Genomic DNA, 14,505 nt, shown 5'->3' with positions numbered 1-14,505 from the left:
ATCGTTTAGGGTCTGGGTCTGTATCATTTTCCAGGGAGAACGGACTCGAGTGTGGAAAGTCGCGATCGCCTCGTTATCCGTTCGGCGCTGGCAGCAGTGCTCGCAGCCGTTGCCGCGCTCGGCTGATCCGTGTCTCGACCGCTTTTTCGCTGATCCCGAGGAAATCGCCGATCGCCGCCTGCGGCCAACCATCGAACGCGCTCAAAATCAGCGGCTCCTTCAGGTTGGTCGGCAAGGAAGCGAGGGCAGCCATCGTGAAGTTGAGGGCGGCTCGATCTGTCAGGAGTGTTTCGGCCCCAGGTGCGTCGTCCGCGATTGAAGCCGCTATGTCGGGTGTCAATGGCAGTGCCATCGAGAAGAACTGACGCACCGTGCGCCGTCGCCGCCAATCGCGTGCCTTGTTGATCGCGACCCGGGCGAGCCAGGGGCGCATCGGCCGTGTCAGATCGAGCTGGCCGAGGCTCGCAAAAGCCGCGACGAAACAGTCCTGAAGAACATCGACGGACTCGTCATTGGCGCCGGTATGCGCGCGGATCAGGCGAAGCAGCGGTTCACGGTGACGCCGCATGATCTCGCCATAGGCAGCTTGACGTCCTGCCAGCGCGAGACTCGCCAGCTCTCCATCAGAAGCGGTAGCGAGATCAATCGTCACCGACGCTCTTCGGTCAGCGCCCGAACGACCGCCGCATCGAAGCGCACTGCCTGTGCCGGTCGCAGGATTTTGCGCATGGCAAAGACGTGCGCAAGTGTATCTTTTTGCAGTTCGCCCATCGCGACATGCGCCTGATTCACCGCGGCGGCGACCTTCGGCCCGGCATCATGCTCCTCGGCGATTGCTTCGGCCAGCCGGGCATTGTCACGTCGCAATTCCAGCTCGCGCGCGCGTCGGCGGGCGGCAAAGCGGAGTTCAAGCTGTTCGAGTGCCGAGCGTTGATCGGCGTCGAGATCAAGACCCTCATGGACGAATTGGTGGAAATCGATGGTAGCAGGAGCGGCTGTTGGCAGAAGTGCGCGCCCGATCACAACACCAGCGATGCCGGCAAGCAGGGCAATCCCGGCGATGGCCAGCCACTGGCGAAACCGTAAGGAGATCATGCGCCGAACAGGGTGGACAGGGCATAGGGCGGCTCACCGAACAGCCCTGCCACGTCCTGTCGTGCTACCTCGCGACGAGGTAGGTCTGCCCCCATCGTTACGCCGAGGATAAGGGCGAATACTGCCGCGCCGCCGCCTGCCATCATCAGCGACGGGCCACGCGTGCTGCCGATCGCGCCAATGCGCGCCAGCACACGGTCCTCAAGGCCATCGAGCGATGCCGGGATTGGCGCGTGTGCCAGCCTGGCCAGTGCCATGTCGAGGTCGTCCATCTTCATTCTCCTCGTTCGACTGCGACCGTCAGGGTGCAACATTTGCCGTAAACGGGACGATCGTCTCCCGTCCATTGGCTCGGACTTGCGCAAACAATTTAAGAGTGCCCGATTGCTCGGGCTGGATGTGGAAGTTGATCGCCGGGCCACTCCGCTCGGCTTCCGACTTCGGCTCTTCTCCGAGCGGGTGGACATGCTCGATCGAGTTCCAGTTGCCCGCAAACGCTACGATATGGCCGAATGCGCCCATGATCGGTTGCAGTGCGGCGAAGGGCTTTCCGGTTTTTGTATCGATCACCTCGATGCGACCCTGTGCGGCCTGCCCGGACTTCAGCGGCTTTGAGAAGGACAGCTTGAATTTGAGACCATCCTTTTCAGCCGTCATGGCAGGTGTGCTGCTGGGGGGAGGGGCCTTTTCGGCGCCGGCCACAAGCTCTGCACCGACATATTCCTGCGCGCCATCGGGCAGCGTCGCGTCCGCCCAGACCTTGTACGTGCGCCCTAATAGAGGCGTGAAATCGAAGCGCCACTGGCCGGATTTTGCCGGATCGACCACAGGATGGATATGCTGGTAGTCGGTCAAGCTGCTATCGACGATCAGCAAATGGAGACGCTTGGTATGCGCGAGCGCAAGGTCGCTCGGTCCGAGCGGCTTGCCGCTGGCGATATTGGTCAAGGTGAGCGTTACGCCTTGCGCACGCCCTGGTGCCAACGGGCCATTGGGCGACAGCGCAAGCTTCATCGTCGGCGCGTGAGTTTCATCGTCGTGGCCACCCATCGCCATGCCTGCATGCTTATCAGCGACGCTGGTGGCGGTTTTAGCGGTGTCGACCTTGGTCGCCGGGCCGCACCCGACGAGCGCCAGCGAGAGCGCGGCGGCGGTGAGAAGAGATGTTTTCATGCGGGCTCCTTTGGGATTGGTCATGTCAAAAGGCTTCGGTCGAACCGGTTGCGCGGGCATCGGCAACGAGACGGTCGAGGGGTTTGCGGCCATAGAGCCGGAACAGGATCGGCGTGACGAGCGCATCGAGCAGCGTCGCCGAGAGCAAGCCGCCGAAGATCGTGACCGCGACCGGGTGAAGGATTTCCTTGCCGGGTTCGTCGGCACCGATCAGCAACGGCGTAAGTGCCAGACCTGCGCCCAGCGCAGTCATCAGCACGGGCGTCAGGCGTTCGAGCGTGCCGCGCACGATCATGGCATCGCCCCAAGTCTCGCCTTCATGGAGCACAAGGTTGATGTAATGGCTGACCTTGAGGATTCCGTTGCGCGCGGCGATTCCGGTCAGCGTCACGAACCCGATCAGGCTGGCGACCGACAGTGGCAACCCGAACAACCACAGCGCCAGCACCGACCCGACCAGCGCCATCGGCACGCCTGCCATGATGATCAGCGCCAGCCGCACCGAACGATAGCGCGTAAAGAGCAGTGCGAAGATCATCGCGAACGAGATTAGTGATAGCCCGCCGATCGTCAGCGTCGCTTCCTGTTGTGCCTGAAATTGTCCCTCGACGCGCACGAACCCGCCTGCTGGCAGTTTGAGTTTGGCAACCTCGGCGTTGATGACAGCGATGATGTTGCCGAGATTGGCACCCGGAGCAGCGTTGGCGGACAGCACGATCCGGCGACGACCGTCCTCGCGCAGAATCTGGTTCGGCCCCTCGGTTTCCTTTACGTCGGCCAGGTTGCGCAGCGGCACCGGCCCTTGCGGGGTTTCGATTAATAGATCGGCGAGGCCCGTCGTCGAACGCTCCTGATCGGGCAATCGCAGGACGACGTCATAGCGCTTGAGACCATCGACGATGGTGCTGACGATCTTGCCGTTCGATAGCGTCTCGACTGCTTCGGCTACTGCGGCAGGGGCCACGCCGTAGGAAGCGGTGCGCTCGTAATCGATGTTGAGATCGAGTTGCGGCACGCGCACTTGCCGCTCGACGCGAAGATCAACGATGCCGGGCGCTTTGGCGATCCGGGACTGAAGCGTCTCGGCGGTCGTACGCAGCGCGTCGAGATCCTCGGCGAAGATTTTGACGACGATCTGTGCCGTCACGCCCGACAGCAGATGGTCGATCCGGTGACCGATCGGTGCGCCCACCGTCACCGAACCGGGCAGGATTGCGAGGCGTTCGCGGATGGCGCGCGCCACGATTTCGCGGTTGGCAGTGTCGGGTTTCAGCGCAACGTCGATCTCGCTTGAATGGACGCCTTCGGCGTGCTCATCGAGCTCGGCGCGCCCGGTGCGGCGGCTCACGCTGGCGACGTCCGGGATTTGCAGCAGCAGTTTTTCGGCGGTGCTGCCCAGCTTGCTCGATTGCTCGAGCGAAATCCCCGGCTGAAAGGCAAGGCTGACGACGAAACTGCCTTCGTTGAAGGTCGGCAGGAATGCCTTGGGCAGGTTCGCCGCACCAAAGAGCGCGATTGCGGTGGCGATACCGCCTGCGATCAGAATGGCCTTTGCATAGCGGAACCCCCAGCCGAGCAGACGACTGTTACCGTTTTTGAGCCTTCGGACGAGCCCCGATTCCGCCGCTTCGCCGCGCGTCGCCGCCAGTTTGGGTAGCAGATAATAACAGAGCACCGGCGTCAGCGTAATCGACGTGACCAGGCTGGCGAGAATCGATATGACATAGGCGACCCCGAGCGGCTGGAACAGGCGCCCCTCGACCCCGCCGAGGAAGAACAGCGGCAGAAAGACAAGAATGATGATCGCGGTCGCATAGATGATTCCCGACCGGACCTCGCCGGTGGCGTGTGCGATCACCGCGAGCGCTGGTTTGGGTTCGGTTTCTTGGCTGTTCTCGCGCAGGCGGCGATAGACATTCTCGACGCCGACCACCGCATCATCGACCAGTTCGCCGATCGCAATCGCGAGGCCACCTAGCGTCATCGTGTTGATCGACAGCCCGAAAATCTCGAACACGACTGCGGTGATGAGTATCGATACCGGCAGCGCGACCAGCGAGATTGCGGTAGTGCGCCAGTTGAGCAGGAACACGAACAACACGATCGAGACGACGATCCCGGCCTCGATGAGCGCGCGTTGCAGCGTGCCGATCGAGGTCTGGATGAAATTGGCCTGACGGAACTGCACGCGATCGGCGCGCAGCCCGTCGGGCAGCGTGGCGGTAATTTCCTTGAGCGCCTTTTCGACCTCGTCGGTCACGGCGACGGTCGCGGCGTCGGGCTGCTTCTGGATCGCGATGACTACGGCGGGCTGGCCGTCATAACCCGCATCGCCACGCCGGAATGCCGCCGCAAAGTCGACTTTGGCGATCTGCGACAAACGGACTGGACCATTGGCATTGCTGGCGACAACGAGCTGCTGAAGATCCTGAATCCGCGTGGTCCGAGCGACATTGCGGATCAGAAACTCACGTTCATATTGATCGACGAAGCCGCCGCCGGTGTTGGTCCCAAAGGCACGAAGCGCGTCCTCCACGTCCTTCAGTTTGACGCCGACGGCATTCATCGTCGCGAGATCGGGCGAGACGCGATATTGCCGCACCTCTCCGCCGATCGGAATGACCTGCGCGACGCCGGGGATCGCGAGCAGGCGCGGCCGTATCTGGAAATCGGCAATCTCGCGCGCCTGCATCGGACTTGCCCGGCCATAGGGGATCGCGACCAGCATGATCTCGCCCATGATCGAGGTGACTGGCCCCATTTGCGGGACGACGGCGGGCGGTATCTGTTCGCGCACCAGCGTTAGGCGTTCGGCGACCTGCTGGCGCGCGCGGTAGACATCTTCCTTCCAGCCGAACTCGACATAGACGATCGACAGACCGATGCCCGACACCGACCGGACACGTTCGACCCCGGGGACGCCGCTCATCGATGTCTCGATCGGGCGCGTCACCAGCGTTTCGACTTCGGGCGGTGCAAGGCCCGGTGATTCGGTCAGGATCGTGACGACCGGGCGATTGAGATTGGGCAGCACATCGACCGGCAACCGGGTCACTGACAGTCCCCCGAATGCCATCAGCGCGAACGCAAGGAACAGCGTAAGGACACGGTTACGGAGTGAAAAGGCGACGAGCCGGTCAAACATCGCCTAGCGCACCTGGCCGAGCAGTTCGGCCCCCGCCGTCACGACGTGCTCGCCGGGCTTCACGTTCGAGAGGAGCGCAACGCGACTTGCATCTACGGGAGAGGATTTCACGCTGCGCTGCTCGAACAGCTCGGCGTGGGTTTTGACGAACACCGAGGGGGTGCCGTTGGCGCTCGACAATAGGGCGGCGCGGGGCACGATGACGCCCGCGACCGTGCCGCCAAGCGGTGCCTCGATCGTGATCGGTTCACCAATCCGCAAATTGGCGGGCACACCCACTACGCGGAACAACGCCGGTGCCGCACGTCCGCGGTCGATGAGCCCGGCCCCCTCGAAAACCAGGTCGAAGGTCGTGCCGTCAGCCGTCTTGCCAACCGCCTTCGCGCCCGCCGCCAGTGCGCGACGATCGAACAGATTGGCTTCGACATAAAGGCGCGAGCGATCGACGATTTCGAACAGCGTCGTCTCCGCGCTCACGACCTGCCCGACGCGGACGTTAGACAACCCGATCACCCCGTCGATCGGCGACACCAGCACTTCACGTGCGCTACGCGCTTGGGCAAGCGCGGCGCGACGGCGCTGGAGACCTGCAAGCGTGATGCCAGCCTCTTCGATCTGGCGCCTTGGCACGACGCCTTCGAGCCGACGCAGCCGCGCCGAGCTGTTCGCAGCGAGCGCGATCTGCTGGTCAAGGTCGCTCGACTCGCGTGCTAAGGTGGCGCGGTCGATCGCCTGCAGCGGCGGCTCCACAAAGGCGAGCACTTGCCCCGCGCGAACCGCCTGCCCAATGATCGGTAACCTCGAGGCAGGGGCAGTGACCCGGCCGCCCGTGGCGCTCTGGATCAATCCGCCACGCTTCGGATCGGCGACGATCTTGCCGGTCAGGCTCGTGTTTGGCTGCGCCTCACCCGCTGCGGCAAGCACTGTCCGCACCCCGATGATCCGCTGGACCGACTTGGGGCCAAATAGCTTACCATCTGCGGTCTTGACTGCCGCTTCGCCCGATCCCGTAGGTGCGCCAGGCGATGCACCATGATCTTCGTCGCCGTGTGCTGCGACCGGAGCAGGGCCCACAGGGATGCCGAAAAACAACAGTGCGCCGATCAAGACCGCCAGACCTGCTGCTCCTAATCGCCGCGCTCGCCAGTGCCACGCCCCGGCCAGCACAAGCGCCACCAACGCTGCAATCAACAGCCAACGCCAAATCGGCATCGCCGCCGTCGTGTCCGCTGCGGCTTTTGGAACTGTCAAAGTGCCGGACAGCGATTCAAACGCCCCGTCATTGCTCACCAGAAACGACAGTTCGTGCGGACCCGGATTTTCTAGACCGCCGTCCGAGTAGGTATAAAAGCCATTCGCGGCCTTGGCCGGACCGGTCTTGCCATCGACCGTGACGCTGACGGTTGCCCCGGTGACGGGCACGTTGTCAGCAAAACCATCGATCCAGATCGTCAGGTCATCCGCCTTGGCGGCCGCGACCAGTTCGAGCGTCTCGGTCGCAGCTTCCATGCGCGGCGCGACCGATAGCCCGACAGGAGTCGCTGCTGCGCCATGGTCCTCGTCGCCATGAGCGATCGCCAGCGATGCACTTGCCACCATTGCCAGCGCAGCCAGCGTCATCGTCAGTCGTGGTCGGATCATGGCAAAACGCCCATCGCTTGGTTGAAGGAAGAAATAGCGGCGAACCGGGCGACCCTCGCTGCAGCCAAATCACGTTCGGCTTCCGAAAGCGTTTGCCGCGCTCGCAGCGCTTCGATGAACCCGATCTCACCCTCGGTGCGGCCACGCTCAGTGAGTGCCAGCGCCTCGGCGAGCGCTGCACGGCGCGCCTGTGCCTGTTCGAGGGAACGCTCCGCGGCATCGAGGCGGGCTTGCGCCGCGCGCTGCTCTGCGACCAGCCGAATGCGCAGGCGGTTTGCCTCGGCACCAGCGCCGAGCGCTGTGGACCGCGCCGACGCCGCATCGGCCACCGCCGACTGATTGCGCCCGAGCGGCACCCGGACACCGAGAAGCAGGGCATTACGAAATGGCTCTGGCGACAAAGTCGAATCGCCGACGCCGCCACGTTCGCGCCTGATCCCGACCGTCCCTTCAAGGCGCAGACGCGCGCCATAGGTCAGGCTGGTTGCGCGCGCATCGGCGAGCGCTGCGCGATCAAGGGCGGCGCGCAGGGCTGGGCTATTTTCCGGATCGGTGACGTTGGCTTGGCTTTCCGGCGGTAACTCGGCGGGCGGCGGCCCGGCAAGCGCTGCATAAGCTGCCTCGGCCCGCGCCAGTTCGGCTTGCGCTTGCGACAGCCGCGATTCCGCTGCCGATGCCTCGGCCTGGGCGAGCAACAGATCGCGCCGCGCCTGCTCGCCGGCACCCACCAGCCGTGCTACCTGGCTGGCGGTGGTCGCGGCGATGCCGACCTGATCGCGATCGACCGCGACCGCCGCGCGCGCCGCCGCCAGCGACCACCAAGCGTCGCGCACGTCGCCCGCGATTCGCAGGCGAGCCGCCTCGATGCCCGATTGTGCGGAGTCGCCTGCGCGACCGGCATAGCTGCGGATGGCTTTGCCTTCTCCGGGCCAGCGAATACCCGCCGAGACCGACGTCTCTTCCTCGATGATACCTTGAGACCGGGTCAACAGATCTACGGACAGGACCGGCGGCCCAACGAACGGCCCGCGCCCGCTTCGGCGCAGTGCTTCGGCCTGCGCGCGAAGCGCCGGTAGGCTGGCGGCCTCGGACGATTGCTGAACGGCCACCTCGACCGCATCGTGCAAAGTCCTCACCGCAATCGGGGCCGCCGCTTCCTGAGCGTCGGCCATCGTGGACGCTGACATTACTGCCATAACCAATATCGCAGCCGCCCGAAGGCTAGTGTGGTACATTGAGGGTGATCTTCCACGTGTCTAAAACGATTACGCAGCCTGACGACCCAGCCCTCAATATTTTTTTGCAAAAATGCGAATCGCGATGCGCAATGAGGTGAGGGGTAGGCCGTTGCGCTGCGTATTGCGTTATAGAGCAACTCTTCAAAGGATCTCCGAAATGCGGCTTTTCAAGGCATCGCTCCTAGTCACGGCAATTGCGGGAGGGTTGCTGTCCGCAGCGTCCGCAAATGCCCACGCCAAACTGACGGCCTCAAATCCTGCCGCCAATGCGACCGTCGCAGGGCCGACCAAGCTCCAGCTTCGGTTCGACGAGAAGCTGGTCGCGAAGGGATCGTCGATTCAGTTGTTCATAACCGCCCGGTCCGGCCCCAAGCTCGCAGCGCCGATGCCTGTAAGTGTTGCTGCAGCCCTTGGACCGGACGGGCAAACGCTGATCGCGCCGCTCAAGCGACCGCTGACGACGGGTTCGTATCTCATCGCATGGCACGCTACGACCAGCGACGGCGAACGCAAAGACGGTACATTTAATTTCAAAGTCCGATAACGGGCTGGTTTTTGAGATTGCCTGATCGAGCGTGCTGCAACCGAGCCGCGCTCACTGGGTTTCCGACAGGCGGGGGCCAACGCAGCTAAGGACCGAACCGATGATAATGAAGACGACACTCGCCACGACGATGGCGCTCACGCTCGTTGTTCCCGCACTCGCGCACGAACATAAGCCGACGAAGCCAGGCGTGGCAGGCATGGATCACTGCATGATGATGAACGATCCGTCGAACCCTTACGGCAAGGCGGAGATGGACATGCACATGAAGATGATGGGCGCCAAGGCTGGCGACGCATCGGAAAAATGGACGCGCAAGATGATCGAGCATCACCGCGGTGCGATCGCAATGTCGCGCGTCGCGCTCGCGCAGGCACAGGATGCCGAGACGAAGCGTATGGCGCAGGTGACCATCGACATGCAGGAGAAGGACATCGGCGAGCTGCAAGGCTGGCTGCGCAGCCACGGCAAGCCAGCGCAATAACCAGGAACTTTTGAACGCCTGTCGCGCCCCTGCGCGACGGGCGTCCCTGTCGGGAGATTACCCATGAACATGAACGGTTCCTACCGAAGCCTCGCTATCCAGACCGCGATCGGCGGTGTGATCATGTATATGGTGATGTTCGTCATGATCGACCGGTTGTCGAGCTTCTACAACAATCTGAACATGGTCTACATGACGCTGATGATGGTCGCGCCGATGGTCGTGTTGATGATCGTTTTCATGCCTGGCATGTTCAAATCCAAAACGGTGAACGCCGTTCTGATTGGTGGCTCGCTCGTGACGTTCTTCGGATGTTTTGCCCTGATCCGCACGCAGACGACGATCGGCGACAGCGCATTCTTGCGATCGATGATCCCGCACCATTCGGGCGCAATCTTGATGTGCGAGCAGGCAAAGCTGCGCGATCCCAAGGTGGCGGCGCTATGCACCAACATCGTCAAATCGCAGCGCGAGGAGATTGCGCAGATGGAGGCAATGCTAGCGCGATGACCCCCTTGCCTTCCGAGCACGCCAGAGCGTCAATTATGCCCCGTCCGACACTTGCGATACGATCGACGGCCGCAATCCTCGCCGTCGCGGCTTTCCGCTGTAGCGCAGGCGGCAAGACTTGGGGGCAATGCTGAATGACAAAGGCAGGGCGATCTGTTTCAATTGTAAGGCGCACACGACGCGCATGGAGAAGACTTGGGGCGGTCGGCTTTGTCACCTTGGTCGGCAAGAATCTGCGACTCTATCTCTCGGGTGATGCCAAGGATCACGCTTACGTTTACAATGCGCAGTTTGATCGCGATTTTGACGTCGATACCCTCGGCGTCGTTGAAATCGATGAAATGGCCGTCTCAGACGAAGCCGCGATTGGCGCAGCGCGATATGAACCAATCCAGCCCGAGTTTTTCGCCCACTTGGTGGAACGTCTACCTGCCATCGAGCCGTCCGACTTCACTTTTGTCGACGTTGGATCGGGCAAGGGTCGGGCGCTGATCCTGGCCGCAGTAGCGGGTTTCCGGACGGTGATCGGTGTCGAGTTTGATGGCGGATTGCACCGCGCCGCACTGACAAACATCGACCGGGTACGTGACCAATTTCCCGACGTGTCGTTCGAGTTGCGTCATCAAGATGCCCGAAACTTCACGCCTCCGGAAGGATCGATCATTCTAATGGTCAACAATCCGTTCGACCAATCGGTGCTCATTCCTTTACTGGAGCGCTTTGAACAGGTTGGCTCAAAGCAGGGCCAACCATGTTATCTAATTTACGGCCATTCCCTCCACGTCGACCAGGTGATGGAGCGTCGTTGTTGGAAAATACTCGAACGCTCACATTTCCAGACCAAACGGCATCCGTATGCGATCTTCGAAATGGACGTCCAATAGCTCGTCCGATGAGCGACCCCGAACCCATCGCGCTGTGTGGCCAGATCATCAAATCACAGCGCGAGAAAATCGACCAGTTGAAGACTATGCTCGCATGCAGATGAGGAGAATTCGATGAAAAATACTGTCCTGGCCATCCTGCTTGCCGCATCCGCCACCGCCGCAAGCGCCGAAATCGTGATGCATCGCGACCCTGGCTGCGGTTGCTGCATGAACTGGGCTGCGCAGGTTAAAGCGGCGTTCGGCGATCGGGTCCGCGTCATCGACGATACCGCACGGCCCGCGTTCCAGCGCAGGGTCGGCGTGCCGCCGCAGCTGGGCAGTTGCCACACGGCTATTATCGGAGCCTATGCATTCGAGGGGCATGTCCCCATTGCCGACATTAAGCGATTGATCGCCAGCAAACCCAAGGGCGTAAAGGGGCTTGCGGTTGTGGGTATGCCGATGGGGTCGCCCGGAATGGAAGTGCCGAACGGTACAAAAGAACGGTATGACGTAATCGCATTCGGAGCCGACAAACCTTATGTTTTTTCGCGGCACTAAGGCAGACTCTGGGTGCGCTATAATTGAGCGATCGCACGGTAACCATAACAATGGGGCAGGATTAAATGATGAGCATGGCGAAACGTGCAACGGGCGTGGCACTCTCCATATGTGCGACGTTGCTGTCGGCGCAGAGCGCGAAAGCGCACGACTTCTTTCTCCTTCCTGATAAAACCATTGCGCCGGCGGCAGAGCTCAGGATCAAGGCCACGATTGGATCGCAGTTCCCCAAAGCTGAGATCGCGATAACTTCTGACAGGACGGAAAATCTGGTCGTGCGTGGTCAAGGGTCGCCCAAACTGAGCGTGGTTAGCGCCGACGCTGACGGCCTGATATTGCGCGTTGATGGCGCAGCGGCCGGCACAGTTGTCGCGGCCGTCAGCATGAAGGCGCGCGACGTGGACTATGGCGAGGATCGTATCCCGCTGATCCTCGAAGAATATCGGATCGCACCGGCCGCGGTCGCGTCGATCGAGCGTGGGCGCAAACCGAGAACCTTGCGGGTGGTCTCCAGGCGGATGGCGAAGACGATTGTCTGCGCCGTGACGTGCGATGGCATGAAGATAGCCGTAGCGCCGATGGGCGAGGGTTTCGAGTTCGTTGCCGCCGACGCGACCGGAAAGCGATATCGGCTGATGATGAACGGGCGACCGCTGGGTAACTATCCTGTCGATCTGGCCGACTCCTCCGGCAAGCGCATCAAAGTTGTGACGGATGCCAATGGCGAGGTCGCGGCTCCACCGGCCGGTGCCGGACTTCACATGTTGTTTGCGGCCCATATGACCCTGCCAAAGGATCAAGAGCGATACGGTCTTGATCTGACGTCGCTGACGGTCGAGCGACGGTAGGAAAAGCTCCGTTGATCCGTTCGTATGCGCTTTTATGAGTTGGAACGGGGAATTTGTATTCGGAGAAGGCGCTGCGGCTTATCGTGGTCCGTCGGCGGACAACACGTTCCATGCACACGTCGCGATCCAACTGGTCCTCGCGGAAACGGGACTGGCAACTGTCGTCGCAGCGGACGGTATGGAGTTCATAGGCGCTGCGATCTTGATACGCCCGCTGGTCGAGCATGCCCTGTCATCGCGTGGTGAAGTGACGCTCTTGTATGCCGAGCCCCAGTCGTTCCTCGCGTCGCGCCTCGTCAAGCTGGCCCCAGCAGCAGACATTTCCGTCATTGAGGCGGGCATTGTGCCCGAGCGTTTGTCTTCAGAACCGCTGGACCATTGGCTCGAGCGTGTCGCGGGTTCAATTCCACAGGAAAGAACGATCGATACTCGATTGGAAAGTGCGCTGGCTTATCTGTCGCACGAGCCGGGAAATTCTTCGATCCGGGAAGCTGCAATGCGATGCGGCCTGTCTGAATCCCGGCTCCGTGTCTTGGCGCGGGCGCAATTGGGCCTGCCCCTTTCGATATGGCTGGTATGGCGGAAGCTCGAGCGCGCCGCGCGGGCGATCAGCGATGGCGAACCGCTCTCGATGGCTGCGGTCGCTGGAGGCTTTGCCGACCAGGCGCAGCCAAGATGACCACCGCGCTGCTCGATCGGCTCACGCACCATTGCCACATCTTGGAAACCGGCAATGACAGCTTCCGGTTCAGGGCCAGCGCCGCAGCACCCAAAACACGAAAGGAAAAAGCCACCACTTGACCCACCCCCGCACTGCGGGACACTATAACCACCCGGGTCACTTCTCGATGAAAATCCCGGGTCAACTCTCAGTGGAAATCAACACGCTATTACCAGCGACGCGGACTGCTGGACGAACCGCCGCGCGCTGACGGTGTTCGACGGTACGGCAGCGACGACGCCCGCCGCCTGCGCTTCATCCGGTCGGCGCAGTCGGCAGGGTTCACGCTCGACGAGATTGGCGAATTGCTCGCGCTCGATGCGACCAACGATCGTGCCCGCGCTCGCGAACTGGCTGCAAACCGGATTGGCAAACTCGATGACGAGATTGCGCGGTTGAAGGCGGCCCGGCAGGCGCTGACCAAGCTGGCGTCGGATTGTGAAGAGGGGGGATGCCGGACCATGCCCGATTATTTCTGCGTTCGAGCCGGAAGGTTGAACGCCGCCGACCCAGAGATACGGAACATAGCGGTGGGCTCATTGATTAAACGTTTTGCGCCAAGACACCGTCGGTGAATTCTGTCTGATTATATGTTTGCCGGAGCTGCGGCACTTCCCTTGGCAACCTCAGGAGAATGAAAATGACGAAATATGCCCTTGCTGTCGCCGCTATTGCTCTTTCGTTGGCGGCAGCCTCTTCCGCGTCCGCGCATATGACCAAATCGCACGCTGCAACGATGAAACGCTGCCATGCGATGTCACATTCGGCGATGATGAAAAACCGTAGCTGTGTGGCAATGATGAAGATGCATGGGTCATCAATGGGATCGCATCCCATGATGAAGCATGGTGCAATGAAGAGCAATATGACGGACAAAGGTTCCATGTCCAGCGAAATGATGGGTAACAGCAGCATGCCCAAGAATAACTGATCAGAGGTTTGCACCCGGGACCGCAAAGGTCCCGGGGCAGCGTGACACAATGATTAGCATTTGAACTAAGACGGTGCTGCAGCGGCAGTTATTAAGGTGGCGAGTATGCGCTGAATGAAATTGTGTCTACCTGGGCAAGCTTGAACGACGAGATTCTGTCACTATCCAATCTGGTTCAGACAACCCGACAAAGATCTGCTTCTGCCGCCCACGATCCCGAAAGCCGCCGGTCAGTCATTCACTAATTGGGTCGTTCTGCTTCCGGCGAGTTCCGGTCATTTCTGCTTCGATCTCGAAACTGCTACTAGTGACAGAAGCCGCCGTTCACATTTCCGCGACTCTTTCAGCGGAGCTACGCCAAATCATTGCGGTTCCGACGACCAATTTTGATGAAAATGGCGATCACGGTCGACCTTTAGTGCGGGCCTAGCTGAAAACGCTCCACGGAAAACATGCTGCAAATCGCAATAGCGTCACCAAGACCAACGCGACCCCGATTAACGAGGTTGCGATTACCGCCATTGTCCGTCTCGCCAGGCAAAGTTTGTCGGCGATGCTTGACTCCTTCTGTTGCTGAGCGACATGCCCGACTAGGGGGTGCGTCACGTCGCTTTATGCTCTTGGTCCATCTTGAACTGTGGTCGTTGGTGCCTTCGACCGCGCCACCGGGACGCCCACGCCGTGATCGCCGGCAGCACCAGCAGCGTCAGCGCGGTTGAGGTAATCAGCCCACCGATCACCACCGTCG

Annotated in this window: 15 protein-coding genes and 2 pseudogenes; 10 read left to right on the top strand and 7 right to left on the bottom strand. The window is 61.4% G+C overall.

Annotated features, from left to right (window positions below):
- Positions 1-73: 73 nt before the first annotated feature.
- Genes B7Y49_RS09850 through B7Y49_RS09820 form a run of 7 tightly spaced genes read right to left on the bottom strand, consistent with a single transcriptional unit; the run spans position 74 to position 8,226 of the window.
- Positions 74-652: an RNA polymerase sigma factor gene (locus B7Y49_RS09850; protein ID WP_374127415.1), complete on the bottom strand. Its 579-nt coding sequence runs from the start codon at positions 650-652 to the stop codon at positions 74-76.
- Complete coding sequence (locus tag B7Y49_RS09845; RefSeq protein WP_374127414.1) at positions 649-1,095, bottom strand: periplasmic heavy metal sensor; 447 nt, start codon at positions 1,093-1,095, stop codon at positions 649-651. Before B7Y49_RS09845 ends, B7Y49_RS09850 begins: the two co-directional genes overlap by 4 nt.
- The gene (locus B7Y49_RS09840; protein WP_374127413.1) at positions 1,092-1,367 is read right to left on the bottom strand and encodes a hypothetical protein; all 276 of its coding nucleotides are present in this window, start codon (positions 1,365-1,367) and stop codon (positions 1,092-1,094) included. Before B7Y49_RS09840 ends, B7Y49_RS09845 begins: the two co-directional genes overlap by 4 nt.
- A 28-nt stretch (positions 1,368-1,395) precedes the next feature.
- Positions 1,396-2,268: a hypothetical protein gene (locus tag B7Y49_RS09835; RefSeq protein WP_374127412.1), complete on the bottom strand. Its 873-nt coding sequence runs from the start codon at positions 2,266-2,268 to the stop codon at positions 1,396-1,398.
- 25 nt (positions 2,269-2,293) lie between these two features.
- A complete protein-coding gene (locus B7Y49_RS09830) occupies positions 2,294-5,413 on the bottom strand; it encodes an efflux RND transporter permease subunit (protein WP_374127411.1) in 3,120 nt (1,039 codons plus the stop codon).
- A 3-nt stretch (positions 5,414-5,416) separates the two neighbouring features.
- The gene (locus B7Y49_RS09825; RefSeq protein ID WP_374127410.1) at positions 5,417-7,054 is read right to left on the bottom strand and encodes an efflux RND transporter periplasmic adaptor subunit; all 1,638 of its coding nucleotides are present in this window, start codon (positions 7,052-7,054) and stop codon (positions 5,417-5,419) included.
- On the bottom strand, positions 7,051-8,226 hold the full coding sequence (locus B7Y49_RS09820; RefSeq protein ID WP_374127409.1) for a TolC family protein: 1,176 nt from the start codon (positions 8,224-8,226) through the stop codon (positions 7,051-7,053). Before B7Y49_RS09820 ends, B7Y49_RS09825 begins: the two co-directional genes overlap by 4 nt.
- A 148-nt stretch (positions 8,227-8,374) precedes the next feature.
- Here B7Y49_RS09820 and B7Y49_RS09815 point away from each other — a divergent pair, with 148 nt between their 5' ends.
- The 10 genes and pseudogenes from B7Y49_RS09815 (at position 8,375) to B7Y49_RS09770 (ending at position 13,757) form a co-directional block, all read left to right on the top strand.
- On the top strand, positions 8,375-8,836 hold the full coding sequence (locus B7Y49_RS09815) for a copper resistance protein CopC (RefSeq protein WP_374127408.1): 462 nt from the start codon (positions 8,375-8,377) through the stop codon (positions 8,834-8,836).
- Positions 8,837-8,936: 100 nt separating this feature from the next.
- A complete protein-coding gene (locus B7Y49_RS09810; RefSeq protein WP_374127407.1) occupies positions 8,937-9,320 on the top strand; it encodes a DUF305 domain-containing protein in 384 nt (127 codons plus the stop codon).
- Between the two features lie 69 nt (positions 9,321-9,389).
- Positions 9,390-9,830 carry a DUF305 domain-containing protein gene (locus tag B7Y49_RS09805; protein ID WP_374127437.1) on the top strand — a complete coding sequence of 147 codons (441 nt, stop codon included), beginning with the start codon at positions 9,390-9,392 and terminating at the stop codon, positions 9,828-9,830.
- A 134-nt stretch (positions 9,831-9,964) separates the two neighbouring features.
- Positions 9,965-10,714 (top strand): hypothetical protein, encoded by a 750-nt coding sequence (locus tag B7Y49_RS09800; protein WP_374127406.1) that lies wholly within the window; start codon positions 9,965-9,967, stop codon positions 10,712-10,714.
- A 114-nt stretch (positions 10,715-10,828) separates the two neighbouring features.
- Positions 10,829-11,257: a DUF411 domain-containing protein gene (locus B7Y49_RS09795; protein WP_374127405.1), complete on the top strand. Its 429-nt coding sequence runs from the start codon at positions 10,829-10,831 to the stop codon at positions 11,255-11,257.
- 68 nt (positions 11,258-11,325) lie between these two features.
- Entirely contained in the window at positions 11,326-12,105 is a 780-nt protein-coding gene (locus B7Y49_RS09790) for a DUF4198 domain-containing protein (RefSeq protein ID WP_374127404.1), read from the top strand.
- Positions 12,106-12,139: 34 nt separating this feature from the next.
- A complete protein-coding gene (locus tag B7Y49_RS09785; RefSeq protein WP_374127440.1) occupies positions 12,140-12,784 on the top strand; it encodes a hypothetical protein in 645 nt (214 codons plus the stop codon).
- Positions 12,769-12,906, top strand: a pseudogene (locus B7Y49_RS09780) (ATP-binding protein); the annotation flags it as partial. The gene B7Y49_RS09785 and the pseudogene B7Y49_RS09780, both read left to right, overlap by 16 nt.
- Positions 12,907-13,011: 105 nt before the next feature.
- Positions 13,012-13,324 (top strand): annotated as a pseudogene (locus B7Y49_RS09775) (MerR family DNA-binding protein).
- Between the two features lie 142 nt (positions 13,325-13,466).
- Entirely contained in the window at positions 13,467-13,757 is a 291-nt protein-coding gene (locus B7Y49_RS09770; protein ID WP_374127403.1) for a hypothetical protein, read from the top strand.
- Positions 13,758-14,505: the final 748 nt, after the last annotated feature.

This window comes from Sphingomonas sp. 28-62-11 (assembly GCF_002278865.1).
Classification (GTDB): Bacteria; Pseudomonadota; Alphaproteobacteria; order Sphingomonadales; family Sphingomonadaceae; genus Sphingomonas.
The sequence above is the reverse complement of the archived record's forward strand: the minus strand, read 5'-3'. Positions and strand labels throughout refer to the sequence as shown.

Coding starts and splice junctions, on each gene's coding strand:
- B7Y49_RS09845 (WP_374127414.1), bottom strand. CDS start 1,095: ATGATCTCCTTACGGTTTCGCCAGTGGCTGGCCATCGCCGGGATTGCC.
- B7Y49_RS09840 (WP_374127413.1), bottom strand. CDS start 1,367: ATGGACGACCTCGACATGGCACTGGCCAGGCTGGCACACGCGCCAATC.
- B7Y49_RS09835 (WP_374127412.1), bottom strand. CDS start 2,268: ATGAAAACATCTCTTCTCACCGCCGCCGCGCTCTCGCTGGCGCTCGTC.
- B7Y49_RS09830 (WP_374127411.1), bottom strand. CDS start 5,413: ATGTTTGACCGGCTCGTCGCCTTTTCACTCCGTAACCGTGTCCTTACG.
- B7Y49_RS09825 (WP_374127410.1), bottom strand. CDS start 7,054: ATGATCCGACCACGACTGACGATGACGCTGGCTGCGCTGGCAATGGTG.
- B7Y49_RS09820 (WP_374127409.1), bottom strand. CDS start 8,226: ATGGCCGACGCTCAGGAAGCGGCGGCCCCGATTGCGGTGAGGACTTTG.
- B7Y49_RS09815 (WP_374127408.1), top strand. CDS start 8,375: ATGCGCAATGAGGTGAGGGGTAGGCCGTTGCGCTGCGTATTGCGTTAT.
- B7Y49_RS09810 (WP_374127407.1), top strand. CDS start 8,937: ATGATAATGAAGACGACACTCGCCACGACGATGGCGCTCACGCTCGTT.
- B7Y49_RS09805 (WP_374127437.1), top strand. CDS start 9,390: ATGAACGGTTCCTACCGAAGCCTCGCTATCCAGACCGCGATCGGCGGT.
- B7Y49_RS09800 (WP_374127406.1), top strand. CDS start 9,965: ATGACAAAGGCAGGGCGATCTGTTTCAATTGTAAGGCGCACACGACGC.
- B7Y49_RS09795 (WP_374127405.1), top strand. CDS start 10,829: ATGAAAAATACTGTCCTGGCCATCCTGCTTGCCGCATCCGCCACCGCC.
- B7Y49_RS09790 (WP_374127404.1), top strand. CDS start 11,326: ATGAGCATGGCGAAACGTGCAACGGGCGTGGCACTCTCCATATGTGCG.
- B7Y49_RS09785 (WP_374127440.1), top strand. CDS start 12,140: ATGAGTTGGAACGGGGAATTTGTATTCGGAGAAGGCGCTGCGGCTTAT.
- B7Y49_RS09770 (WP_374127403.1), top strand. CDS start 13,467: ATGACGAAATATGCCCTTGCTGTCGCCGCTATTGCTCTTTCGTTGGCG.